27 protein-coding genes are annotated in these 22,868 nt (G+C 72.0%); 10 read left to right on the top strand and 17 right to left on the bottom strand.

What is annotated here, in order from left to right; all coding sequences use genetic code 11:
* Positions 1 to 36 precede the first annotated feature (36 nt).
* From HNR23_RS24655 to HNR23_RS24670, 4 genes are read left to right on the top strand one after another with little or no spacing between them, the layout of a single operon-like run.
* A complete protein-coding gene (locus HNR23_RS24655) occupies positions 37 to 471 on the top strand; it encodes a roadblock/LC7 domain-containing protein (protein ID WP_184079192.1) in 435 nt (144 codons plus the stop codon).
* Positions 468 to 827, top strand: a complete 360-nt coding sequence (locus HNR23_RS24660; RefSeq protein WP_184079194.1) for a DUF742 domain-containing protein — start codon at positions 468 to 470, stop codon at positions 825 to 827. The genes HNR23_RS24655 and HNR23_RS24660 overlap by 4 nt, the downstream gene beginning before the upstream one ends.
* Positions 808 to 1,431 (top strand): GTP-binding protein, encoded by a 624-nt coding sequence (locus tag HNR23_RS24665; protein WP_184079196.1) that lies wholly within the window; start codon positions 808 to 810, stop codon positions 1,429 to 1,431. The genes HNR23_RS24660 and HNR23_RS24665 overlap by 20 nt, the downstream gene beginning before the upstream one ends.
* Positions 1,428 to 2,708, top strand: a complete 1,281-nt coding sequence (locus tag HNR23_RS24670; RefSeq protein WP_184079198.1) for a cytochrome P450 family protein — start codon at positions 1,428 to 1,430, stop codon at positions 2,706 to 2,708. The genes HNR23_RS24665 and HNR23_RS24670 overlap by 4 nt, the downstream gene beginning before the upstream one ends.
* Before the next feature lie 78 nt (positions 2,709 to 2,786).
* Here HNR23_RS24670 and HNR23_RS24675 read toward each other — a convergent pair whose 3' ends face one another.
* From HNR23_RS24675 to HNR23_RS24690, 4 genes are all read right to left on the bottom strand, one after another.
* Positions 2,787 to 4,004: a cytochrome P450 gene (locus HNR23_RS24675; RefSeq protein WP_184079200.1), complete on the bottom strand. Its 1,218-nt coding sequence runs from the start codon at positions 4,002 to 4,004 to the stop codon at positions 2,787 to 2,789.
* 264 nt (positions 4,005 to 4,268) lie between these two features.
* A complete protein-coding gene (gene fbp, locus HNR23_RS24680) occupies positions 4,269 to 5,411 on the bottom strand; it encodes a fructose-1,6-bisphosphate aldolase/phosphatase (RefSeq protein ID WP_184079202.1) in 1,143 nt (380 codons plus the stop codon).
* Between the two features lie 117 nt (positions 5,412 to 5,528).
* Positions 5,529 to 5,903 (bottom strand): CBS domain-containing protein, encoded by a 375-nt coding sequence (locus tag HNR23_RS24685; protein WP_184079204.1) that lies wholly within the window; start codon positions 5,901 to 5,903, stop codon positions 5,529 to 5,531.
* A gap of 84 nt (positions 5,904 to 5,987) precedes the next feature.
* On the bottom strand, positions 5,988 to 6,878 hold the full coding sequence (locus HNR23_RS24690; RefSeq protein ID WP_184079206.1) for a universal stress protein: 891 nt from the start codon (positions 6,876 to 6,878) through the stop codon (positions 5,988 to 5,990).
* A gap of 264 nt (positions 6,879 to 7,142) precedes the next feature.
* Between HNR23_RS24690 and HNR23_RS24695 the strand changes: the two genes are divergently transcribed.
* Complete coding sequence (locus tag HNR23_RS24695) at positions 7,143 to 7,433, top strand: hypothetical protein (RefSeq protein ID WP_184079208.1); 291 nt, start codon at positions 7,143 to 7,145, stop codon at positions 7,431 to 7,433.
* Positions 7,434 to 7,735: 302 nt separating this feature from the next.
* On the opposite strand, the gene HNR23_RS24700 is transcribed toward HNR23_RS24695, so the two are convergent.
* The 8 genes from HNR23_RS24700 to HNR23_RS24735 form a co-directional block, all read right to left on the bottom strand.
* Positions 7,736 to 8,332, bottom strand: coding sequence for an alkaline shock response membrane anchor protein AmaP (locus HNR23_RS24700; protein WP_184079210.1), 597 nt, complete (start codon positions 8,330 to 8,332; stop codon positions 7,736 to 7,738).
* Between the two features lie 61 nt (positions 8,333 to 8,393).
* Positions 8,394 to 8,999, bottom strand: coding sequence for a DUF6286 domain-containing protein (locus HNR23_RS24705; protein ID WP_184079212.1), 606 nt, complete (start codon positions 8,997 to 8,999; stop codon positions 8,394 to 8,396).
* 109 nt (positions 9,000 to 9,108) lie between these two features.
* Positions 9,109 to 9,528, bottom strand: coding sequence for an Asp23/Gls24 family envelope stress response protein (locus tag HNR23_RS24710; protein ID WP_184079214.1), 420 nt, complete (start codon positions 9,526 to 9,528; stop codon positions 9,109 to 9,111).
* A 76-nt stretch (positions 9,529 to 9,604) separates the two neighbouring features.
* Positions 9,605 to 9,775, bottom strand: a complete 171-nt coding sequence (locus HNR23_RS24715; protein ID WP_184079216.1) for a hypothetical protein — start codon at positions 9,773 to 9,775, stop codon at positions 9,605 to 9,607.
* Positions 9,776 to 9,793: 18 nt separating this feature from the next.
* Positions 9,794 to 10,087, bottom strand: coding sequence for a hypothetical protein (locus HNR23_RS24720; protein ID WP_184079217.1), 294 nt, complete (start codon positions 10,085 to 10,087; stop codon positions 9,794 to 9,796).
* Positions 10,068 to 10,454 carry a hypothetical protein gene (locus HNR23_RS24725; RefSeq protein WP_343070709.1) on the bottom strand — a complete coding sequence of 129 codons (387 nt, stop codon included), beginning with the start codon at positions 10,452 to 10,454 and terminating at the stop codon, positions 10,068 to 10,070. Before HNR23_RS24725 ends, HNR23_RS24720 begins: the two co-directional genes overlap by 20 nt.
* Entirely contained in the window at positions 10,429 to 10,917 is a 489-nt protein-coding gene (locus tag HNR23_RS24730) for an Asp23/Gls24 family envelope stress response protein (RefSeq protein WP_184079219.1), read from the bottom strand. The genes HNR23_RS24725 and HNR23_RS24730 overlap by 26 nt, the downstream gene beginning before the upstream one ends.
* 31 nt (positions 10,918 to 10,948) lie before the next feature.
* On the bottom strand, positions 10,949 to 11,146 hold the full coding sequence (locus HNR23_RS24735; RefSeq protein WP_184079221.1) for a CsbD family protein: 198 nt from the start codon (positions 11,144 to 11,146) through the stop codon (positions 10,949 to 10,951).
* Between the two features lie 258 nt (positions 11,147 to 11,404).
* Here HNR23_RS24735 and HNR23_RS24740 point away from each other — a divergent pair, with 258 nt between their 5' ends.
* The 4 genes from HNR23_RS24740 (at position 11,405) to HNR23_RS24755 (ending at position 14,530) form a co-directional block, all read left to right on the top strand.
* Positions 11,405 to 11,956 carry an RNA polymerase sigma factor gene (locus HNR23_RS24740; RefSeq protein WP_184079223.1) on the top strand — a complete coding sequence of 184 codons (552 nt, stop codon included), beginning with the start codon at positions 11,405 to 11,407 and terminating at the stop codon, positions 11,954 to 11,956.
* Entirely contained in the window at positions 11,947 to 12,495 is a 549-nt protein-coding gene (locus HNR23_RS24745; RefSeq protein WP_184079225.1) for a hypothetical protein, read from the top strand. The genes HNR23_RS24740 and HNR23_RS24745 overlap by 10 nt, the downstream gene beginning before the upstream one ends.
* Before the next feature lie 125 nt (positions 12,496 to 12,620).
* Positions 12,621 to 13,142, top strand: a complete 522-nt coding sequence (locus HNR23_RS24750) for a GNAT family N-acetyltransferase (RefSeq protein WP_184079227.1) — start codon at positions 12,621 to 12,623, stop codon at positions 13,140 to 13,142.
* Between the two features lie 272 nt (positions 13,143 to 13,414).
* Entirely contained in the window at positions 13,415 to 14,530 is a 1,116-nt protein-coding gene (locus HNR23_RS24755) for a DNA glycosylase AlkZ-like family protein (protein ID WP_184079229.1), read from the top strand.
* A 122-nt stretch (positions 14,531 to 14,652) separates the two neighbouring features.
* Here the strand turns inward: HNR23_RS24755 and HNR23_RS24760 are convergent, their stop codons facing one another.
* The 5 genes from HNR23_RS24760 to HNR23_RS24780 form a co-directional block, all read right to left on the bottom strand.
* Positions 14,653 to 15,819 carry an FAD-dependent monooxygenase gene (locus tag HNR23_RS24760; protein WP_184079231.1) on the bottom strand — a complete coding sequence of 389 codons (1,167 nt, stop codon included), beginning with the start codon at positions 15,817 to 15,819 and terminating at the stop codon, positions 14,653 to 14,655.
* Positions 15,816 to 16,403: a TetR/AcrR family transcriptional regulator gene (locus tag HNR23_RS24765; RefSeq protein WP_184079233.1), complete on the bottom strand. Its 588-nt coding sequence runs from the start codon at positions 16,401 to 16,403 to the stop codon at positions 15,816 to 15,818. The genes HNR23_RS24760 and HNR23_RS24765 overlap by 4 nt, the downstream gene beginning before the upstream one ends.
* 180 nt (positions 16,404 to 16,583) lie before the next feature.
* Positions 16,584 to 17,564, bottom strand: coding sequence for a pirin family protein (locus HNR23_RS24770; protein WP_184079235.1), 981 nt, complete (start codon positions 17,562 to 17,564; stop codon positions 16,584 to 16,586).
* 325 nt (positions 17,565 to 17,889) lie between these two features.
* On the bottom strand, positions 17,890 to 21,111 hold the full coding sequence (locus HNR23_RS24775; protein WP_184079237.1) for an ATP-binding protein: 3,222 nt from the start codon (positions 21,109 to 21,111) through the stop codon (positions 17,890 to 17,892).
* Between the two features lie 146 nt (positions 21,112 to 21,257).
* Positions 21,258 to 22,103, bottom strand: coding sequence for an ABC transporter permease (locus tag HNR23_RS24780; protein WP_184079239.1), 846 nt, complete (start codon positions 22,101 to 22,103; stop codon positions 21,258 to 21,260).
* A 122-nt stretch (positions 22,104 to 22,225) separates the two neighbouring features.
* Here HNR23_RS24780 and HNR23_RS24785 point away from each other — a divergent pair, with 122 nt between their 5' ends.
* Positions 22,226 to 22,837, top strand: a complete 612-nt coding sequence (locus HNR23_RS24785; protein WP_246421856.1) for an NADPH-dependent FMN reductase — start codon at positions 22,226 to 22,228, stop codon at positions 22,835 to 22,837.
* Positions 22,838 to 22,868 lie beyond the last annotated feature (31 nt).

Consider the following 22,868-nt stretch of genomic DNA (forward strand, 5'->3'; position numbering starts at 1 on the left):
GGTCCGTACGCCCCCGGACCGCGCCCCGCGATCGCGATGAGCATTCCCGACCCGCCCGCCAGCAACGCGAACCGCGGCCTTGGCTGGCTCCTGGACAACCTTGTGGAGAAGACGCCCGGCGTCCGGCACGTCCTGGTGCTGTCCAGGGACGGACTGAAGATGTGCTTCACCCCGGGCCTCGACGAGGACAAGGCCGACCAGCTCTCCGCCGTCTCCGCGGGGATCCAGAGCCTGTCCCTCAGCGCCTCGGCCGAGTTCGGCGACGCCCTGGGCGCCGGGCAGGCCATGGTCGAGTTCGGTGGTGGGCTCCTGCTCATCGTGCCGGCCGGGGAGGGTGCCCATCTCGCCGTGATCGCCGACGCCGATGCCGACGTCGGCATCGTCGGGCACAACATGAACGAGCTCGTCGAGCAGATCGGCACGTACCTCTCCGCCGCGCCTCGCTCCGCCGGCCGCGGCCCCAGGCCATGAACCCGCGGCCCGTCGACCGCGAGGACCCCGACCGGCTCTACACGATCATCGGTGGCCGCGCCCGGGGCGACGAGCCGGCCTTCGACACGGTCACGCTCATCGTCAGCGAGTCCGAGCCGACCCCCGCGATGCAGTCCGAGCACGCGCGGATCCTCCGGATGTGCCGGCGGCCCACGGCGGTGGTGGAGATCTCCGCACAGCTGCGGCTCCCGGTGAGCGTGGTGAAGATCCTGCTGCGCGACCTCTTGGACACCGGCTACATCACGGCCCGCCACCCGCCGTCGACCACGGGTTGGGCGTGGCAGCCCACCCAGGAAACCTTGGAGCAGGTACTCATTGCACTCCAACGCCTCTGACCCAGCGACGCGCGAGAGCCCGGCCCCCCTCAGGGCGACCACCATGGACGCCCTGAAGATCGTGGTCGTGGGAGGGTTCGGCGCGGGCAAGACGACCATGGTCGGATCGGTCAGCGAGATCCGGCCGCTGAGCACCGAGGAGGTCATGACGCAGGTCGGCGTCGGGGTGGACGACCCCAGCGCCGTGCGACACAAGACCACCACGACCGCCGCGTTCGACTTCGGCCGGATCACGCTCACCGACGCGACGGTTCTGTACCTTTTCGGCGCGCCCGGCCAGGAGCGGTTCTGGTTCCTATGGGACCAGCTGTTCTCCGGAAGCCTGGGCGCGGTCGTGCTGGTGGACACTCGCCGCATCGAGGACTCCTGGTACGCCATCGACCGGCTGGAGCACCACCGGATGCCGTTCGTCGTCGCGGTCAACCGTTTCGGGCCCGGTCCCGGGGTCGAAACGGTGCGCGAGGCGCTGGCGCTGTCCGACGGTGTCCCCCTGGTCGAGTGCGACGCCCGCGACCGCGAATCCGCCAAAACCGTGCTGATCAGCCTCGTGGAACACCTGAGGCACCTCTATGTTCCATCGACCGCCCAGGAAGGCACGCCGTGACGAACGCCCCCAGCCCGCCCGAGCCCTCCCCACAGGCGCACGCGGGCCGCCCGCTGTGGGAGGACTACCCCGACCACCGCGACGCGGTCCGGTTCTACGGGCCGGAGATCGCCAAGGACCCGGCGGTGCTCTACGACGAGATGCGCCGACTCCACGGCCCGGTGGCGCCCATCCTGCTCGACGGCGACATTCCCGCCTGGTTCGTACTGGGCTACCGTGAGGTCCACTACGTCACCGGCAACCCCCGGTGGTTCGCGCGGGACTGCCGCCGGTGGAACGCCTGGGACCACGTTCCCGGCGACTGGCCGCTCATGCCCTACGTGGGCTGGACGCCGTCGGTGATGTTCACCGAGGGCGCCGAGCACCAGCGGCGCGCGGGCGCGATCGGCGACGCACTGGACGCCCTGGACCGCACCGAGCTGTCCATGATCTGCGAGCAGGTGGCCGACGGGCTCATCGACGGCTTCACCGGGGAGGGGCAGGCCGACCTGATCGCCGACTATGCCCACCGCATCCCGGCGGGAGTGGTGGCGCGCATGTTCGGACTGCCCGAGTCCGACGTGGCGAGCCTGGTGGAGGACGTTCTGGCCTCCCTGGACGTCGACGAGTCCGCCGCCCGGGCACACCAGCGTCTCCACGCCCGCATGCAGGCACTCGTCGCCGACCGCAGGGCCCACCCGGCCGACGACGTCCCCTCACGGCTGCTGGCGCATCCGGCCGGCCTCACCGACGACGAGGTCGTCATCGACCTGCTGGTGATGATGTCCGCCGCCCAGGCGCCCACCGGGAACTGGATCGGCAACGCCCTGCGCCTGATGCTGGTCGACGACGAGTTCTCGATCACCCTGCAGGGCGGGCGCAGCAGCGCCGGAGAGGCGCTGAACGAGGTGCTGTGGAAGAACACCCCCACCCAGAACTTCATCGGCAGGTGGGCGGTCCAGGCGTGCGAGGTCGGCGGCCGCCGTATCCGCAGGGGCGATCTGCTGGTCCTCGGCCTGGCCGCGGCCAACACCGACCCGCGGGTGCAGCCGGAGTGCCCCTCGGACACCTCGGTCAACCGGGCGCACATGTCGTTCGGGCACGGCGAGCACGGCTGCCCCTTCCCTGCCCCCGAACTGGCCGAGACCATCGCGCGCACCGCGATCGAGGTGCTGCTGGACCGCCTGCCCGACATCGAGCTGGACACGGCCGCCGACGATCTGCGCTGGCGGCCGTCGGTGTGGATGCGCGGCCTTTACGCCCTGCCGGTGAGGTTCAGCCCCGGGGTGCGCCTGTGAGGTCCGGAGGCGACGGGCGCCGCGCCCCGAGAGAGCGCGCGGCCGCGGCAGCCCCCGGACTCCGGCGTCGGCGGTCGGCTACGCGGCCGGGGTGAACACGACCGGCAGTTCGGCCGGGCCACGCGTGAACACGCCCTGCTCCACCGGGTGGGCGCCGTCGGCGAGCCGCAGGTCGGGCAGGGCGTCCAGCAGCTGGTCGGTCGCCGCCGTCACCTCGGCCTCGGCCAGCAGCGCCCCCACGCAGAAGTGCCTCCCCAGGGCGAACGCGAGGTGGTCGGCCGCGGCGGTGAACGCGGTGGCGGTGTTCAGCTCCTCGCGGTGGATATCGAAGGAATCCGGATCGGCGTAGCGATCCCCGTCCCGGTTGGCGGCCCCGATCAGGCAGGTGACCGTGCTGCCGGCCGGGATGGTCCCGCCGCTGACCTCCACGTCCCGGTCGGGCTGCCGCATGATCATGTGCACGGGGGGCGTGTAGCGCAGCGTCTCGGCGAAGGCGCGGGGGATCAGGCTCCGGTCCCGGCGGACGTCGTCGAGCTGGTCGGGGTGGAGCAGAAGGTTGGCGAACATGGCGGCCAGTGCCTTGTCGGTGGTCTCACCGCCGGCGGCGAGGAGCAGGCTGCAGAAGGACTTGATGTCCTCGTCGCTCATCCGTGTTCCGTCGATCTCGGCCCTGCACAGCGTGGACAGCAGGTCGTCGCCGAGGTGGTCCCGGCGGTGCCGGATGATGGGGAGCATGTACTCGGCGAACTCCTCCCTGGTCCGCATCCCCTCTGCGGCGACGCCGGGGTCCTGGGTGAGGTTGCCGAGGAACGCGATGATGGCCGTGTACCAGCGGTGGAACCGCGGGTGGTCGGCCTTGTCGAGGCCGAGCATGTCGACGATGACGTTGATGGGGAACCGCGTGGCGAACTGGCCCACCAGGTCGGCCGACCCGGTGGTGCGGAACCCGTCGATGAGGTCGCGGGCGTTCTGTTCGATGACGGGGAGGAACCGATCCCGCAGTGTGCTGCCCCGGAACGCGGGGGCCACCAGCGCACGGCGCACCGCGTGCTCGCGCCCGCTCAGCTGGAGGAACGTGTGACCGTGGACGGGCTCCAGCTGCCAGTCGTAGTTCGCCGTGGTGAACGCGTCGCTCTTGAAGGCCCTTCTCACGTCCTCATGGCGGGAGATGATGTAGCTCTGCGTGGCTTCGTGCCACAGCAGCGGAGCGTCGCGACGTAGGACGCGGTAGGCGGAATAGGGGTCAGTGGTGAAGCCGTCGGAGAGGATGTCGGGTATCTCTCGGGCGGTGGTCATAACGCTCCCTCATTGCGCGGAGAACGGGCGAGAACCGTCCTAAGGCTAAAGAGAGCCCGGAGCTCGAACCAGGCCGACCCCGGGCACGCCGTCGCACCGGTCGTCCGGGCCGCCCCACCGCGGAAGGCGGGCGGGCTTCGGCGGCACGGCGCGTGCCCCCGTACCGCCCGTGCCCCCGTACCGCCCGTGCCCCCGTACCGCCCGTGCCCCCGTACCGCCCGTGCCCCCGTACCGCCCGTGTCCCTGTGCCGCCTGTGTCGCCGACTATCGCGTTCTTCCGGCATCCGTCTGCGGCCCGGTCGTGACCAGGGGGCCGCTGATCGGCGTCCAGCGGTCCGCGATGCGGTCGGCGATCGCCGGCATGGTGGTGTACTCCAGATCCTCCAGTGGTAGCCGGTGCGGTTCGAAGGGGCCGTGGCGGCGCAGGTAGTCCATGGCACGGTTGGCCTGCCGACGGGCCTCGTCGAACGACGGGTCGGCGAACATGTCGCGCGGGCCGATCAGCTTGCCGTCCTTGATCTGGAAGCCGAGGGCGACCACGCGCGGAGGGCCGTCGAACCGCGCCGGGTGGGCGTCCTCGGCCGGGACCGGCATGATCGGAGCGTGGTGCGAGCCGCGCATCGCCCCGCCGACCGTGTAGCCGAAGCTGAACGGTTCGAGAACCTCACCCACGGCGGGCAGCCCGGACTGGCAGCGCACGAACATCACCGGGTCGTCCTTGCCGACGTACTTGCCGGCGATGAGTGACAGCCGCTGGGTGCTGGTCGCGGCCGCGACCTCGCCGAGCGCCTTCGACCGCACGCTGTGCACCACGTACCGGGCGGGTGCCCCGATGAACATCAGCATGTCGTAGAGATCGGTGGGGCAGTCGAAGAGGACCGCCTTCTCCTCGTAGAGGTCGTAGACCTCGAAGAGGAACCCGGCGTGCATCTTGGTGTCGATGACCAGGCCTGCGGAGTTGAACGGGTCGGCGAAGATCTTGTACAGCGGCAGGTTCCACGCCCCCGGCTCGGTCTTGTCGGCCAGGAAGCAGATGACGGGCTCGCTGGGCCGCTCCTCGAACTCCAACTCCGCGTACCCCGGCCCCATCCCACGCAGGTTGCCGGAGAACGCGTCGGACAGCAGGTCCTGGCCGGCGCCGTACAGCCCGAGCTCTCTGGCCACAGCGGTCGTGGTCTTGAAGGTGTCCCAGGCAAAGGAGTGGATGAGCTGGGAGTCGGGGCCATAGGTGTGGGTCATGATGAGCGAGATGTCGTCACCGCACGCGGCGACGTGGCCGTCCACGAGCAGTTCGCCGGCGACCGCCCGCTGCACGGCTCGGCGGGCGCCGTCCATCATGTCCGGGTGGACGGCCGAGTGGCCGACGAAACCTCCGGTGTCGGCTTTGATGATGCTGAGCGTGATCATGATCGGTTCCTCTCGCGGGGCACCTGTCGCCAGGCTGTCCCGCTGGTGCTCCCGGTCCCCGGGGCGTTCCGGCCCGCCCGGCCCGGACCGCCGCCGGCGGCCGAGGTATCACTGCGTCTAGGACGTCCATGCCTCCAGGGCGAGCAGGTCGCGCATGGAGACCATGCCGACCATCCGTTCGTCGTCGACCACCGGGAGGTGCCGGATCCCCGCGTCGAGCATCCGGCGGGCCACCCGCTGCGAGTCCTCGTTCAGGCCGGCGGTCTCGACCCGGGTCGAAGCGTAGGCCGCGGCGCTCTCGTCGGCCGGGGCGTGGGCCGTGGCCATCGCCCGCACCAGGTCGCGCTCGGTGATGATTCCGACGACATAGGCGCCGTCGAACACGGCCAGGGCGCCGACCTGCTCCTCCGCCATCCGCCGTGCGACCTCGGTCAGGCGGTCGTCCGCCTGACAGCCCAGGACCGTCGGACGGTAGACGTTGCTGATGATCATGGTCCCTCCTTGCCTTCGCGGTTTCCGGGCTCCGGGAATGAGAACGGTCGGCCGGGATCGGCGCCGCTCCTCGGCGGCGGCCTGTCACCCCACCCGCGGCGCGGGTACCACCGCCACCGGGCAGGGGGCCTGCTGCAGCGCGGCCTGGGTAACGGGCCCCAGGAGCGTCTGGGGCGCGGAGCCGATGCCGCGGGCGCCGACGACGAGCAGGTCGGCGCCTTCGGCGGCGTCGACCAGCGCGTGCCGCGGTGTGTCGAGGACGAAGGTCGTGTCGACCGGCACTTTCGGATATCGGGCCTGCCACGGCGCGACGGCCCGTTCGAAGCGTGTGTTCGCCTCGTGCTTGAGCGCGTCGGCGTCGATGAAGGCGCGGCGATCGGGTCCGGGGATCGCGGCCGGGTCCCACCAGCTGCACAGTGCCTGCACCGACGCCGTGCGCAAGGTGGCCTCCTCGAAGGCGAATCCGAGCGCCTGCTCGGCGGCCGGGGATCCGTCCACGCCGACCACGATGCGCGCGTCCTCTCCCCACGGGGGCTGCGGGGCGGACCGGACGATGACGGCCGGGATGTCGGCGCGGGAGGGGACCTGCACCGCGGTGGACCCCACGATGAGGTCGTCGAACCCGCCGTGCCCCCGAAGGCCGAGAACGATCAGGTCGGCCTGGCGGGACTCCCTCAGCAGGACGGCCGATGCGGGTCCCTGCTCCAGCCGCCAGCGGACCTCCAGGTCGTCATCGGCGAGGAAGCGGGCCTTGCGCACGCCTTCGTCGGCCACCACCGCGCCTATGCCACGCAGGATCTCCAGGGTGACGTCCTCCGGCGGGCGGGACGGGTAGGGCCAGTGCCACGCATGGCAGACGGTCAGGGGAAGGCCGCGGAGCCGGGCCTCCTGCACCGCCCAGCGCAACGCCTGCTCGCTGGCCGGGGATCCGTCGTATCCGACCAGGACGGGAAGCGTGCTGTCGTGTTCGCCCATGGTCCGCCCCCTCCACGGTCCATCTCGTGCCCAGCCTCCCAGGGGTGGCGGCGTCCCGGGAAGAGACGTGGGTTCACCGTCCGGGGGACCTTCGGCCCGTGGCCGGGGACGGCCCGGTGCTTCGACGGAGCCGTGCGAAACGCCCCGCGCAGACCTGGAACGATCGGGCGCGGTCGGCGACGATGATCGGGACGGTCGGGACGGTCGGGACGGCCCCGGCTGGGCCGGGCTGTGACCGGACAAGGTCGCGCAGAGGAGCTGACGATGGTGATCACCGTTCTCGAAGCCCTCGTGGCGGCGGATCGTGTGGGCGACCTTGAGCGGGCCTACCGGGAGGGAACGGCCCGACTTCCTCCCGGCATCGCGGAGACCTTTCTGGTCCGCGATACCTCCGACACGTCGGTGTTCCGGATCATGACCGTGTGGGCCGGCCGTGAAACCCTCGACGAGATGCGGGCGTCGGGGGTGACACCCAAGGGTGTCCGGATCTTCGAGGCGGCGGGCGCCTCACCGGCGCTGTCGGTCCACGACGTCGTCGTCCGACAGCAGAGGTGAGGGGGCGGTCCCCTATTTCGGGGCCATGCCGTGTCGCGGCCGTGCGGGCCACCCCTGTTCGGGCGGGGCGGCGGGCCGGTGGGTCTCCGCTGCGGTGTCCACGCGGACCATGCCGGAGGTGTGTCCGACGCCGTCGCCGCGGGGAACACGGCACCTCGACGGCTCGCGCACTCCTGCTTCCCGAAAGCAGCGGGAAGAGTGGTGCCCGGCCCCGGCCGGTGGGCCGGGGCCGGGCACAGTGCGGCGCCGAGGGGTCCCCCATCCCCAAGGTGCCGCTTTCCAGGGTGGCTTTCGGGGGCCGGTCAGGCCGGTCGATGCCGTCGGTCGCGGGGCGGGGCGGCCATGGAGAGCCGCACCACCGCGGGTAGTCGGTCGAGTTCCAGGGCGGTGCGCATGTCGCGCAGCGCCTCGGCGCGGACGCGCCGCCACACGTCCGCGACGTCGGAGTCCTCGTCCACCGTGATGTCGAGGCGCAGGTGCGGCCGCACGGGCGACTCCGTCACGGCGGCGTGGGCGCGCCGTACGCCCGGGAGGCCGCGGACCTGATCTTCGAAGGCCGTCCGCGCCGCCTTCGCGTCGAGCTCGGTGCGGCCGCCGGCGTCGCGGTCACCGAGTACGACCCGCGCGACCGCGTCGGTGCGCAGCTGGACCAGCAGCCAGCGCAGCGCCAGCAGGGCCAGGATCACCAGTAGGGCGGCGACCACCCACCCTGTCCAGGGTTCCGGTCGACCGATGAGGTCCGGCGTATCGGCGATCGCCGCCCGGGCGGCCGGTCCGCCGAACAGCCCCAGGCCCGCGGCGAGTGACACCGTTCCGCCGCAGAGCAGCAGCCCACCCAGGAGGGCCAGCCCCCACCGGTTGCCGCGCGCGGAGCGGCGCGCCCTGTTCCTCTCGCCCACTGCCCTCGCCGCCCTTCACACCTCTGTGCCTGCGTTTCTGTGCCTGAGTTCCCGGCTGCGTTCATGTCTGCGTGCGTCTGACGTCGACGGTCAGCCGGTAGGGGCGCAGCGGCGCGATGTCCGCCAGGCGCTCCTCGACCGCGGCTGTGACCGCCGCACGGAGTTCCTCGGTCTCGGCCAGTTCGGTGCGCACACGCACCCGGATCCGTCGGCGCCGCACCACCACCCGGGCCGATTCCACACCGCCGGCGCCGAGTACCGCCGCGGTCAGTGTCCGCCGGAGGGCGGTCCGCGACAGGCCGACGAGGAGGTCGGGGTCGTCGGTGCGCAGGGCCGCCCAGCGGCCCTCGCCGGGCAGCAGCGCCACCACGATCAGGAGCAGGCCGATCAGCGCCAGGACCGCCGAGGCGACCTGCACCTCCGGGTCGTCCCATCGGGCGTCCCCGACCTGCCGGGCCGCCGTGTCGACGATCGGGATGCCCAGCGGCACACCCGCCAGCGCGGAGATCACCTGGGACGCCGCCGCCCCCGCCACGGCGAGCAGCAGTACCGCCGCGACCACCGTCGGCCACATCCGGTACGGCCGGAAGGCGCGCACCGCGGCGCGGCGGGCCTGCTCAGCCACGCCCGGGTCCGGTGCCCGCCCCTCGGCGTCCGCCGTCGTCATCGGTGTGTCCTTCCCGGCCTTCGTGTCCTGCATGTTCCGCATATCCCGAATGTCCCGCCTGTCGCCCGGACTCCCGGGCCTGATCCGCGTCTCTGCGCAACGGCTCCGGTCATCTCGACTCCGCCCGTTCTCCGGCCGCGCTTGCGTGGGGCAGCTCGACGACCTCGATGTCGACCCGGCCCACGCGTATCCCGGTCAGCCGCTCGACCGTGTCCGCGACGTGCTCCCGTACACGCCGTGCGGTCGTCGCGGCGGGGCGCGGATAGCGCACGGCGATACCCAGACGGATGATCGCCGTGCGCTCCGCCTCCCTGCCGCTGAGCCGGACCGCGACCCGCACCGGCCCGGATCCGGCTCCGAACAGCCGCCCGATACCGCGGCCGACCTCGCCGACTCCCGGCACCTGCGACGCGGCACGGGCGGCGATCTTGGTGACGACCCGTTCGGGGATCGTCGTGCTTCCGCGCTCGGCCGCCGCTGCCCCCGTCCGCCTCGGCGCCGGGTACCGCTGCGCCGCGATCTCGGCCATGCCACCACCCCTCGTTTCCGCCCTCGCCCGTTCCCCGTCCCTTCGCGCCCCGGCGCGTCCCGCGCTCCCGCGGGCGCTACCTGCGGCGGAGGAACAGCTCGGCGAGGTCGATTTCGCCCTCATAGGCGCGGCCGGCCAGGAAGCCGACCATGCCGAGAACGAGCACCAGCGCGAACGCCCCGAAACCGCCGAACGCGGCCGCCAGCGCCAGCACCGTGCCGTAGGCCAGTCCCACGATGGGCCACATGGCCAACCCTCCTCACTCTCATCGCAGCCGCCGCGCCCGCGCGTGGCGGGCGGCCCGGCGGCGCAGCATGCGCAGCACCCACCCGGCGGGTCCTCGCGGCGCCCGGAACACCCGGACACCTCCGGATTCCCGGCCGTGTTCCGATGTCCGGGTATCCGGTTCGCCGAGTGCCCGGCGCCAGCGCGCCAGGTCTTCGGCGAAGGCCACCGGATCGCCACCCCGGTCGGGGTGGTTCTCGCGAATCCAGGACCGGTAGGCCCTGCGCCGGTCGAGCGGCCGCCCCCGCACCGGATCACGCCCTGTCCGGGACATCGGCGACCACGTCCTCGACGGACACGTCCACGCGCCGCCCCGGCGCCATCGGCGCGACCAGCGCGCGGATCTCCGCGGCGACCTCCGGGATCGGCCGGCCGCAGCGCAGCACGACCCCGATCGCGACGTCGTCTTCGCGTACCGCCACGCCCTCGATCCGGTCGCCCGGGGTGAAGGTGGTGATGGTGCGGAAGGCGCCCGCCGACAGGTCGGCGACATCGGAGAGGCCGCGCACCCGGTCGGCGATCTCCCGCGCGGTCCGCTCGCGACGGTGGCCTTCCTCGGCTCCGGTCGAGGCGTCCGCGCTTCCCGCCCCGCCGTCGGGGCGGGAAGCGTCGGCCTCACTTGACCCGCGGCTCGGATTCACCGTCGTCGACCTCGTCGCCGGGCAGGTGGATGTCGTCGATGGTGACGTTGACCTCGGTGACCTCCAGGCCCGTCATCCGCTCCACCGCGGTGATGACGTTGCGGCGTACTCCCGCCGCCAGGTCGGGGATGGACACCCCGTACTCGACCACGAGGTCGATGTCGGCCGCCGCCTCACGCTCGCCCACCTCCACGGAGACGCCACGTGCGGCGGTCCCGGACGTCGTGGCGCCGGGGATCCGGTCGCGCACGGCGCCGAAGGCCCGGGCGGCGCCGCCGCCCATACTGTGCACGCCGCCCACCTCCCGCGCGGCCATCCCCGCGATCTTCGCGACGACGTGGTCGGCGATCGAGGTCGTCCCCTTCGCCGTCACCAGCTCGCGGGCGTCGGCGTCACGGCCGGATCCGGGCGTCTTCTTCTCACGTGCTTCGGGCACTTTGGGCTCCGCTTTCGCATCGGTCACTGTTCGATCCCCCCGTGCAGTGCATGGCGGCTCAGCGCTTGAAAACGTTCTTGATCTTCTCGGCGGCCTCTCCGGCCTTCTCCTTGACGTCCTCCGCGGCCTCCTCGACCCCGGCCTTGGTCTGGTCGAACTTGCCCTCGGCCTCCAGCTCGGAGTCGCCCATGGCCTTGCCGGCGGTCTCCTTGGCCTTGCCCTTGGCCTTCTCGAACTTGTTCTCCATGTCGCCCATCGTTCGTTCCCCCTGTTCGTTCCTGTCGTCATCCGATTCGTTCGGCCCGGGCGGTGCCGGGCGGAGCGATCGTCTCTACGCGTTACCGGAGGTAGCGCGCACCCCTAAGGACACGCTCGACCCCCGGATGCTCACGCGGAATCCCGCGTGACCTGTGACACATTCGGGGTGGACGGCATCCCATCGGGGCATTGCGGAACGTATATATGGAAATACTATGCGTGACACTGCCGAGTCGCTGCAGACACAGGCGGATGAATGGCAAATACCCCGCATTCTGACGACACGCCGCTGGTCAAGCGCGCCCGCGACGGCGACGCCGCGGCGTTCGAAGCGCTGGTCCGGCTGCACCAGGACACCGCGTACCGGATCGCCCTGCGCATCCTCAACGCCCCGGCCGACGCCGCGGACGCGACGCAGGAGGCGCTCGTCGCGGCATGGCGCAGCCTCCCCGACCTGGACGACCCCGCGACGTTCCGGGCCTGGCTCTACCGCATCGTCACACGCCGCGCCCTGAACGCCGCCCGCGCGCGGACCCCGGAGTCGCCGACCGACCTCTCGGAGGGCGAGCGGCCCGGCCGGGCCGCCGGACCCGAACACCACACCGTCGCCGGCGGCCTGCGCGACGCCCTCGCCCAAGCCCTCCTCGACCTACCGCCGCAACAGCGCGTCTGCTGGATCCTGTACGAGATGGAGGAGATGAGCTACAGCGAGATCGCCGAGACCGTCGATGCGACGCCGGACGCGGTCCGCGGCCGGATCCACCGTGCCCGAGCCCACCTCGTGGAGGCGCTGAAGCCATGGCGATAGAGGACACCGACCACGAACGGCTGCCGTGCGGCTCCGACATCGACGCGGTCCTGGAACACGAGCGCGACGGCGCTCCGACCGACCATGAGCTCCACTGCCCGCACTGCCGCGCGGCGGTCGAGGAGCACAGCGTCCTGCACGCGGCCCGCACCGAGCTCGCCACGGAGCGCGTGGTGGCCCCACCGCACCTGCTCGACGACGTGATGCGGCTGGTCCGCGCCGACCCGAGGTCGCGCCGGGTACTGCCGGTGCCCGGAGAGGAAGAGGGAGTGACCCGGGTCAGGCGCTCGGCCGCGGCCGCCGTGCTGCGGACCGCGGCCGAGGACGTACCCGGTGTGGCCGACGCCCGCGTCACGGAGCTCACCGAGGGAGACGACGGGATCGAGGTCGCGCTGCGCGTACGGCTGTACACGGGCACGCCCGTCCCGCGGGTGGACACCGCTCTGCGCACCCGGGTGGCCGAGGTCGCCCGCGACCAGCTCGGCTGGAGTGCCGCCCGGGTGGACATCTCCGTCATCGACCTCGAAAACGGAGGCTGACGGGGCCCGGTAACGCGCGGACGTGCGACCCCCGGCGGCGGCGCACCAACCGGTCGCCCTGTACTCTGCGGTCCGCTTACGCTGCCGTCCGCGTCCGCCGACGGTCACGACCAGCAGGGGGTGGCATGGCCTTCACGCGACTGCTCTCCACCGATGACGCACCGGCTCTGGCCGAGGTGCTGAGTGGGAACCGCGGATTCCTCGCCCCGTGGGAGCCGGTCCGCGGGGACGACTTCTTCGGTGTCGAGGGGCAGCTGGACATCGTCCGGCGCGATCTGCGGGAGTATGCCGAGGGCAGGATGCTGCCGCTGGCCATCGTCGCCGGCGGTGGGCTGGTCGGCCGGATCAATGTCAACGGGATCACCCGGGGCGCGTTCCAGTCGGCGTCGATCGGCTACTGGGTCGGTGCGTCCCACAGCGGGAGGGGGATCGCGACCGGGGCCGTGGCGGAGACCAAGGAGAGGGCCTTCGCCGGCCTGGGTCTGCACCGCCTCCAGGCGGAGACGCTGATCGGGAACACGGCCTCGCGGGTGGTCCTGGAGCGCAACGGGTTCACCCCCTTCGGCATCGCGCCGAAGTTCCTGAGGATCGCGGGCCGCTGGCAGGACCACATCCTCTACCAGGCCCTCAACCCCGAAGAGGACTGACGGCGTCGGCGGAGCGGCGCGGATCGTCCCGGGGGCGCCCCCGCGGTCCGGCGCACGAACCGATGGGTTCGTGGACCTCCGCGCTTCGTGGGATACGCCCTGACCCGTTCCGCGCAGGTCGTCGCCACGCCTCTCAGGCGCGTCCTCACCGACCCTCCGGCCGTGCGCCGAAGCCGACGGGAGACACCGTAGGACGCACTGTAATGTGACCCGCACAGTCGAGTAGCCGCAGATCAGTCTGCTTCCGATCGTTCCGACCGAAGGGCCGCGCGGTGAGGATCACCTGGGATCAGGTTCTGGCATGGCGCCTACGGCGGCAGTTCGTCGCTCCGCGCGGAGACGCGGGCGCGAGCGAGATCATCGCCCGACTGGCCGGGGTACAGGCTCAGGTGGCCGCGGCGGCCGAGTCGGCCGTCGGGAACCGGCAGAACCACCCCCGGCCGGGCCAGATCGACGCCGCGCTCGACGAGCGTTCCGTCATCAAGACCTGGTCGATGCGGGGCACCCTGCACCTGATCGACTCCGGTGACGCCGCCGCCTATCTGTCGCTGCTCGCTTCGGGCAGGACCTGGGAAAAGCCCTCCTGGCAGAAGGCGTTCGGCGCCTCCCCTCAGGAGATCGAGGATCTGGCCGAGGCCGTGTCCGACATCCTGCGCGACCGGGTCCTCACCCGGGCGCGGATGGTGTCCCACCTGGTGGAGGACCCGCGGTTCGCAGGTATGGAGGAACACCTGCGGTCGGGTTGGGGCACCCTCCTCAAGCCCCTGGCCTGGAAAGGTGTGCTGTGCCACGGCCCGAAGCAGGAAGGGGCGACCACCTTCACCTCACCGGTCAACCTGCTGCCCGACTGGAGCGGGCTGCCCGGCCCCGATGAGGCCGCGCCGGTCGCGATCAGCGCCTACCTCGGTGCCCACGGCCCCGCCACCCCTGAGGGCTTCGACGCCTGGCTGTCCCGCAACAGCCTGCGCACAACCGTCGTCCGCCGTTGGTTCCAGGAGATGGGCGGCGCACTCAAGCAGGTGGAGGTCGACGGGGAACCGGCCTTCATCCTCACCGAGCACGCCGACGAGCTGGCCGCCATGGAACCGGACTCCTCGGTCCGCCTCCTCGGCGCCTTCGATCAGTACGTCCTCGGGGCGGGTACGCGGGAGACCCGGATCCTGCCCGCCCGGCATCGGGCGAAGGTGAGCCGGACCGCGGGGTGGATCTCTCCCGTGGTCCTGGTGGGGGGCCGGATCGTGGGGGTGTGGGACAGCTCGGACGGCGTAGCGACGGTCCGCCTGTTCGAGGACGCCCCGACCCCGGCGACCGACGCCCTGGAGGCCGAGGTCGATCGCGTCTCCCGCCTCGGAAGCGAAGGAGACCTCACCCTGCGGGTGGAGCGGTGAGGCGCGGCGCCGCCGAGGGCGCGGCCGGCGGCCCGGTCAGGCCTCGCGGGGATCAGGCCTCCGGATCACCCGGGCGCCGTGCTCCGGGCCCCGGCCCTCCACCGCTGCCGGAGCCGGCGGCGTCAGGCGCTCAGTTCGGTGACCGGTCGGTGGTGCTTCGGAAACAGAGGGCCGACGAGGACGCGGGAGAGGCCCGGGAGCCGCATGGCCCGGAAGCCCCAGCGGCGGAGGAGGAGCTTGGTCGCCGTGGTGGGCAGGAACCATTCGGTGACACGGTCCCGTGCCGCCCGCTGGATGTCGGTCGTCACCGGGCGCCAGCGTCGCTCATAGTCGGCCAGTGCCTCGGGCACCGGGACGGCGGCGCGCAGGCGTTCGGCGAGCAGATAGGCTCCGGCGACACCCAGCGACGCCCCCTGCCCCGCGATGAGCGACACGGCGTGCGCGGCGTCGCCGAGGAGTACCACCCGCCCCTCGGTCCACCGCGGCATGTCGATCTGGGCCACCTGGTCGTAATACATCCGGTCCGGTGGCGGGCAGTGCTCCAGTGCGCGTTCCGCCAGCTCGCCCAGCCCGGCGTGGGTGCGGCGTAGGGCCGCGCGCGGGTCCTCGGGCAGTGTCGGGTCGCCGGTGCGGTGCACGGCGAAGACCGCGACGCGACCCTCGTCGAGGCCGTAGAAGCCCATCTGGCGATCGAGCGTCTCGGTGAGCACGAACCGGCCCCGCACCCGCTCGAACATCCACGGGTCGGTGAACACGTACGCCGCGGTCTGCATGCCGAGGTAGCGGACGTAGTCGTCCTGGGGGCCGAAGGCGAGCTCGCGCACCCGGGAATGCACTCCGTCGGCACCGACCACCAGGTCCGCGTCGAAGGCGGCGCCGTCGGACAGGCCGACCCTGGTGTCGTCGATCCATTCGACCGTGGTTCCGTACCGCAGGTCGATGTGGTCGGTGACGGTCTCGCGCAGCAGTTTCTCCAGCTCGGGGCGCATGATGCTGACGACCGCGCCGTTCAGCGCCTTGGAGAACAGGGAGTAGTCGACGCTGACGGTCGCGCGGCCCCGGTCGTCGATGTACCGGAACTCCTCGACCGGGCCGGCGCGCTCGCGCAGCCGCGGCTGCAGGCCCATCGCGGTCAGGGCGTCGAAGCCGGGACCGAAGAAGTCGATCATGTAGCCCTGGGGGCGCGGGCCCGGTGCGCGTTCGGCGACGTGTACCTCCCAGCCGTGGTGCCGAAGCCGGTTGGCCAGGGCGAGGCCGGCGATCCCGGCGCCGCAGATGACGGCTCTCATTCGGGTGCTCCATCCGTGTCGGGTCGGGTGACCGCGCGCACCAGAGGTGCGATCTCGGCGGCCGACAGCTCCGGGTTGATGCCCTTGTGCAGCACGAATCCGTCGAGGAGGGCCAGGACCAGGTTCGCGGCGGCCTCGGGGGAGTGGTGCCCGGAGCGGGTCAGGGAGGCGGTGAGGTCGCCGCGGAACTCGGCCATGAGTTCGCTGATCCGCTCGCGCAGCCGCGCGTCTCGGGTGGCGGCGAGGTAGGCCTCGATGAACAGGAGGGATGTCGGGTCGCCGCCGCTGTACCGGTCGAGGAAGGACAGCATGGCCGTGACGCCCTCGGTCGGACCGTCCGCTGTGGCGAGCAGCGCGGCGGTGTCGTCGAGCGTGCGGCGCATCTCGCCCAGGGCGGCCTGGCGCAGCAGTGCCTGGAGCGAGTCGAAGTGGTAGTGCACCAGCCCGGGGCGCATGTCGGCGCGCTCGGCGAGGACGCGGGTGCTCACCGCGGTCCAGCCGACCTCTCCGATGAGCTCCCGGGCGGCCGCCAGGAGGCGCGCACGTGCGTCCCGGCCGCGTTCGGCGTTGGTCTGCCCAGCCATATCCGTTCCTTGGTCGATCGTATTGGACGGTTGACCAAGATGAGCGTATCAGGAGTGCGACGCGCCTGACAGGTGGGCCGGAGGCGGATACCGCCGTCGAGGTTCGCGGTGGTGCCGATGCCCGGCCCGCTCGCTCATCGGAGCGGCGGCGGCCGGTTTCCGGGGGCCTTCCGGGCGGAGCTAGCGGGGGTTTCCGCGCGGTTTGAGGGTGGCGTTGGGCAGGGCGGGTGCGGGGAGCCGGTCGCCCGGGTACCCCTCGACGGCGCCGAACCGCTCGGAGGCGGCCTCCCAGTCCTCCCTGGCCTGGACGATGTCCTCGTGGGTGCGGCCGACGAAGTTCCACCACATGACGATCTCCTCCCCGAACGGGGGGCCGCCGAGCAGGACCATCCGCGCGGGGGCGGACGACTCGTTGGTGATCGCCAGGGTGTCGGTCCCGGGGCGGAGGTAGCCGAGTTCCGCCGGGCGCAGCAGGGTGTCGGCCATGCGGACGTCCCCGCTGTCCACGAGGAGGCCGTGCTCGAAGGCGGGGTCCACGCCGAGTGTGATCGCGGCCTGCGGGTCGAGGGTGATCTGGGCACCGAGCAGGGGGGTGAACGTCCGTATCGGGGAGGAGTCTCCGGCGAGGGAGCCCAGGAAGACCCTGATCTCGGCACCGTCGATCCGCACGGGCTCGGGTGCGTGGTGCCGGAAGTCGCGTCGGGCGGTGCGGTGCCCTTCGGGCAGTGCCACCCAGAGCTGGACACCGTGGAGGACGGCGGTGCGCTCGGTGGAGACCTCCGAGTGGGCGATGCCGTGCCCGCCCGTCATGAGGTTGAGCTCACCGGGCCGGATGAAAGCGTGGCTGCCGAGGCTGTCGCGGTGTTCGACCTCCCCGCTGAACAGCCAGCTCACCGTCTGCAGGCCGGTGTGCGGGTGCGGGGGTACGACCATTCCCCCGCGCCCGGTGTCGTGGGGACCGTAGTGGTCGGCGAAGCACCAGGCCCCGATCATCGTGCGGGCCCGCTGAGGCAGAGTCCGCCGCACGGATATCGCCCGCGGCCCGCCCAGGGGCACATCCCGCGAGGTGAGCACGTCGACCCGCGGCGCCTCGGTCGGCGGTCGGCCGTCCGCCTTCTCACCGCATCTCAGCTCGACCGGCTGGGCTTCCACGTTGCTCACCGGAACCACCTCTCCACCCGTCCGGAGAACCGGAGTCGTCGTCGGCGTCGACGGCGAGCAGGACCGGCCCGCCCGCGCTCGGTTTCTCCAACGCGCCGATCATCCCGATCATGCCCGGGATCGTCTCCTCGGTCCACGCCACGTCCGGCGAGGCGATGGACTCCGCCCGGGCCCGAACACCGGGATCGGGAGGTCGTGCCTGTCCCGGAAACCCGGTCGGTCGGCTCGCGACGGCCGTCACCCGGTGAGGCCCGGAACCCGAGCAGGGAAGGCGGTCGTCGGCCGACCGCGCACAGACCGTGCGCGGCCGACCCTTCCGTCGTCCTCACAGGGCCCATACGGGTTGCTCGCGGGGAGCGTAGCTGCAGGTGATGCCGGTACTGACGGACGCACGGAGGTGCGCGGCGGCCTCGGGGTGAAGGGTTTCGAGGCGCCGGAGTGCGTGCCGGATCCGGGCGGTCACCGTTTTGCGGACCCGCTCGCCCTCGTCGCCGAGTCGCCGAGCGCGCCCACCGAGGCCGGAAGCCGCCCTGAGCTCATCGATCAGGATGTCGCGTTCACGGTCGATCTCCGCGGCACGCCGGTCGTCCTGGAGTTCGTGGGCCCGCTGCGCCTCCTCCTCCAACCGCGCCAGCCGCTCACGGTAGGCGGCCCGTGCACGGTCGTCGAGGACGTCGTCGGAACCCATGCTCCCGGCGGCCGCCACCTCCCCACCCTCCGCAGGCGCCACCAGGTCCACCGCCCGCACGTCCCGGTAGGGCAGGCCGATCAGCACATGCAGGTCGTGGAGGCCCTTCATATCGGGGACGTGCACCGTGTGCCCTCGGTAACCGATGGCCCACACCCCGCCCTCACGCCGGAAGACGCCCTCGTCCGCGGCTCGGGGCGGGGTACCGTTCGCTTCCGTCGGGGCCTGGTCCCGCAGGTCGGCGGCGCGCTCCAGGACACGGCCCATTCCGATCTCCTCCGCCTCCCGTTCCACATGGTCGAGGAGCTGCGCCGCGGTGTGGGCATCGCCGGGGCCGCCGCGCGCCTTGAGGACCTCGGCCAGGCGCACCCTGGCTTCGAGCGCCCACGGCCGGGCGCGGAGCCGGTCCGCCGCGGCCCGGGCGGCCTCGAAGCGCTCGGCCGCCTCGTCCCACCGCTGCTGTGCCGCGTCGATGAGGGCCGCCCAGTACACCACGGGCCCGTCGAGCGTGGCGCCGCCCACGACGACCCACTGCCCGGTGTAGGGCGCGATGGCCGAGCGCGCCCGCTCGCAGTGGTCAGCATCCCCCGACACCGCCGCCAGCTCGGCCTGGAACCTCAGCCAGAGGGGCATGAACCAGCGGGCGATGGCACTCTTGTCGGCCTCCGCCGCGTAGCGGACCGCGGAGGCCACCTCTCCACGGCGGATATGGGTGATCGCGTCGAGGAGGGACCGGTAGGGGTGTTCGGGGCCGGCCCCGGAACGGAGGACCGCCTCGGCCTCGTCGATGCGCCCCCGCTGCAGCTCCAGCGCCCAGCGCTGCTGGCGCCACAGGTCGGCGTCGCCGACCTCACCGATCTGCTCGCCGAGCTCCCGTGCCAGGTCGACGAGGTCACCTGCCCGCTCGAAGTCGCCGGTCAGAGCGGACACGGCGCCCTGGTGGGAGAGCGCCTCGAAGCGGAAGCGCGGCAGTCGGCTCCGCTCGGCGGCGGCGACGAACGAGGCCAGTTCGTCGAAGGCGCGTGGATCCCCCAACTCCAGGAGGTCCCATACACGCAGCGACGACGCGCGAAGCTCCATCTCCAGTGCGCCCGCCCGGCGCGCCACCACCGCCATCTCCGCTGCGAGGCCCGCCCTCCGCGAAGCGGTGTCCGGGCCCCACATCGATTCGTGCGCTGCCAGGAGGCAGGAACACAGCACGTCGGGGTCGTCCGTCTCCCGTGCCAGGTCGACGGCGCGCGCCGTCATCTCCCGAGCCTCCTCGTCACGGCCGTTGTAGGCCCGAACGAGGCCCGACGCGGCGAGCAGACGCACCGCCGCCGCGTCGCTCGGCGGAGTCCCGGCCGCGGTGAGGCCGGTGCGCGCCTCGTCGAGAAGGTCGAGTGCCAGCCGGTCGTCGTCTCCGAGGTAGGTGGGGCCGTACAGGCCGAGGACGGCGTCGGCCAGCAGTTCCGCGTCGCCCAGGACGCGCGCGGCCTCGACCGCCTCGGTGGCCGTCCGCCTCGCCTCGTGCAGGTCTCCGGCGCGCTGCTGCTCGGAGGCGAGCCTGAGCAGCAGGTCGATGCGCGTCCGCGGCTCTGCCGCGGGGGTGAGCTCCAGGGCGCGGTGGTAGTGGCCGACCGCTTCCTCGAAGGCGAGCCGATCGTCGGCCTCGCGCGCGGCGGTCAGCAGGTGCTCGCGCGCTTCCTTCGGCTCGATCTCGGGCACCGCGAGGTAGGCGTGGTTCGCCAGGTCGGCCGTTGCCAGCCGGGCACCGGTCCTGAGTCGGTCTTCGTGCACGCGGACCACGGTCGCGTGGTGGGTGCGCTGCTCGGAGGAGCTGAGCGCTTGGTACAGGCTTTCACGGACGAGTCCGTGAGCGAACGCGAACCGACCGTCGCCCAGCGGGGTGACCAGCCGTGCCGCGGCTGCTTCGTGGAGCAGCAGGTTCACCTGCGGCAGCGGGAGCGCGGCGGCGGTGGCGAGGATCCGGCGATCGAACTCCTGCCCGAGCACCGACGCTGCGGAAAGGGAGGCCGCGACCGCGTCGGGCAGGTGGGAGATCCGCCGCTCGATCACCTCCCTGACGCCGGCCGGGATCGCTTCGGGGGGACTCCCGCTGCGCCACAGCCGGGCGGTCTGCTCCACGAACAACGGGTTGCCGCCGGTGCGCCGGTAGACCTCCTCGACCAGTGGGTCATCGGGCTCGCGACCGGCTGCGTCGGTGATGAGTGCCCGGACACCGCCGGGGGAGAGGCCGGTGAGCGTCACCGTCGTGGCCCGCGCCGTGAGCGGGGCGAGCAGCGGCCGCAGCGGGTGGCCGGGAGCCTCCGCCTCGACGTCGCGATACGCGCCCACGAGGAGCATCGGCTCGAACCAGATGTGCCGGACCAGGAACTCCAGCAGTTTCACCGAGGCGGTGTCGGCCCGATGCAGGTCGTCGATCGCGATCACCAGCGGGTGGCTCCGCGCGGCCGCTGCGAGCAGCGTCATCACCGCGTCGTAGACCCGGAAGGCGCCACCGGGGGCGACCTGGTGCACAGGCCGCCCGCTCGCTTCGCCGAGGAGGATGTCCAGCCCCTCGCCCGCCGCGCTCCGGGCCGCGTCCCACTCCTTGGGTGGAAGGATCCTGCGGAGCCGGCGCACCGCCTGCACCCACGGCCAGTAGCCGGGTGCGCCCTCCGGCTCCCAGCACGTGCCGCTCAGCACCACGGCGCCGCGCCGGTCGGCCTCCTCCATGGTGTGCGCAAGCAGCGCGGTTTTGCCGATACCCGCTTCTCCGGCCACCAGCACCAGACTGCCGCGGTCCTCGAACGCGCGGTCCACCGCCTCTCCGAGCACGCGGAGGGGGTGCTCCCGCCCGATGAGCGCAGACGCCATCGCGAACCGCCCTATCCGACCGGAACCTGCAGAGCCGACCACACCGACGCGGACGCCTGCCGTCGCAGGGTCCGCTCCCTCCTTCCCAAGGCTAGATCAGGGGGCACGCCGCCGGACCGTCGGAGCCGGCGGCCCGCCCCTCTCCCCTACTGCCGCCGGTTGAACAGGTACATGGTCAGCGGGGCGAACACGCCCGCGAGCACGGCGCACCCGAGGAGCGCCGGGGCGATGTCGCCCCAGGTCGCCGTCGACCCGAGCAGGGCGCGGACCGCGCCGGCCATGTGGCTGACCGGGTTGAGGTTCACGAACCCCTGCAGCCACTCCGGCATGGTCTCGGGCTCCACGAACACGTTGCTCAGGAAGAGCAGTGGGAAAACGAACGGCATACCCCGGTAGAGGACCGCGTCCGGCGTCTTGGCCAGCATGCCGATGGTCGTCCACAGCCATGCCATGCAGAGGCCGAACAGCACCAGCAGCGCGAGCGCGAGCGCCGTCCCTACGGCGCCGCCCTCCGGGCGCATTCCCAGTAGGAGCCCCAACGCGAGGACGGCGAGCACAGCCAGGGCGTAACGCAGAGCTTCACCGATCAGCAGGCCGACGACGACCGCAGGGCGCCACATGCGCAGGGAGCGGAAGCGGTCGAATATGCCCTTGGAGATGTCCGCCTTGAGGGTTCGCCCGGTGTAGGCGGTCGTGAGGATCAAGGCCATGACCATGGTCCCCGGTACGAAGTACTGCACGTACTCGGCGCTCCCCCCGGCGATCGCTCCGCCGAAGAGGAAGGAGAACATCAGGGTCATCATGACCGGGAGGGCCAGGGCGTCCCACAGCTGGGCCGGCCTGTACCTGAGCTTCAGTAGCGCGCGCCAGCCGAGCGCGAAGGATGCGCCCGCCGGGCCGATCCGCTGTGGTCGGGGGCCGCGCATCAGCGCTGACCGGAGGGGGGTGTCGCCTTCCCGGGGCGGTGCCTGCCCGAGCCGCGTCTCGCTCATGGGTTCCTGCCTCTTTCCACGCGTCCTCGTCTTGATCGTCCTTGTCTGCTCTGAAGGCGCGATGCGCCGTCTCGCGGCCGCGAGACGGCGCATCGCGCCTTCAGAGCAGACAAGGACAACCGATGCAGGGGCAGGAGGAGCCGATGAAGCACGCCCGTGAGCGTCAGCGGTTGAAGATCGCAGTGATCCTCGGCAGCACGCGAGAAGGCCGCCACAGCGACGCGGTCGCCAAGTGGTTCGTCACGCAGGCGGAGCGACGCGGGGACATGGAGGTCGACCTGGTCGACCTGGCCGAGTTCGCCTTCCCTTCCGCCTACCCCCAGGAAGCCCACCCCGAGGTGGCCGCCTTCACCTCCAGGCTCGAACGGGCGGACGGTTTCGTCGTGGTGACGCCGGAGTACAACCACAGCTACCCCGCGTCGCTCAAGCAGGCCATCGACTACGCCTACGACGAGTGGAACGCGAAGCCGGTCGCTTTCGTCTGCCACGGCGGCGTCAGCCAGGGCCTGCGCGCGGTGGAGCATCTGCGCGGTGTCTTCTCCGAGCTGCACACGGTGACGATCCGCAACGTGGTGAGCATGCCGTCGCCGATGTTCTCCGAGGGGGCCGGAAGTACCGCCACCCCGGGGGTCTCCGAGAACCCGGAGCAGGCCGCCGCCGCACTGCTGGAGCAGCTCGCCTGGTGGGGCCGAGTCCTGAGCAATGCCCGCGAGACCTACCCGTACCCCTCATGACGCAGCCTGCCTCGTGCACGACAGCCCCGAT

The organism is Nocardiopsis mwathae, assembly GCF_014201195.1.
GTDB classification, from domain to species: Bacteria; Actinomycetota; Actinomycetes; order Streptosporangiales; family Streptosporangiaceae; genus Nocardiopsis_C; species Nocardiopsis_C mwathae.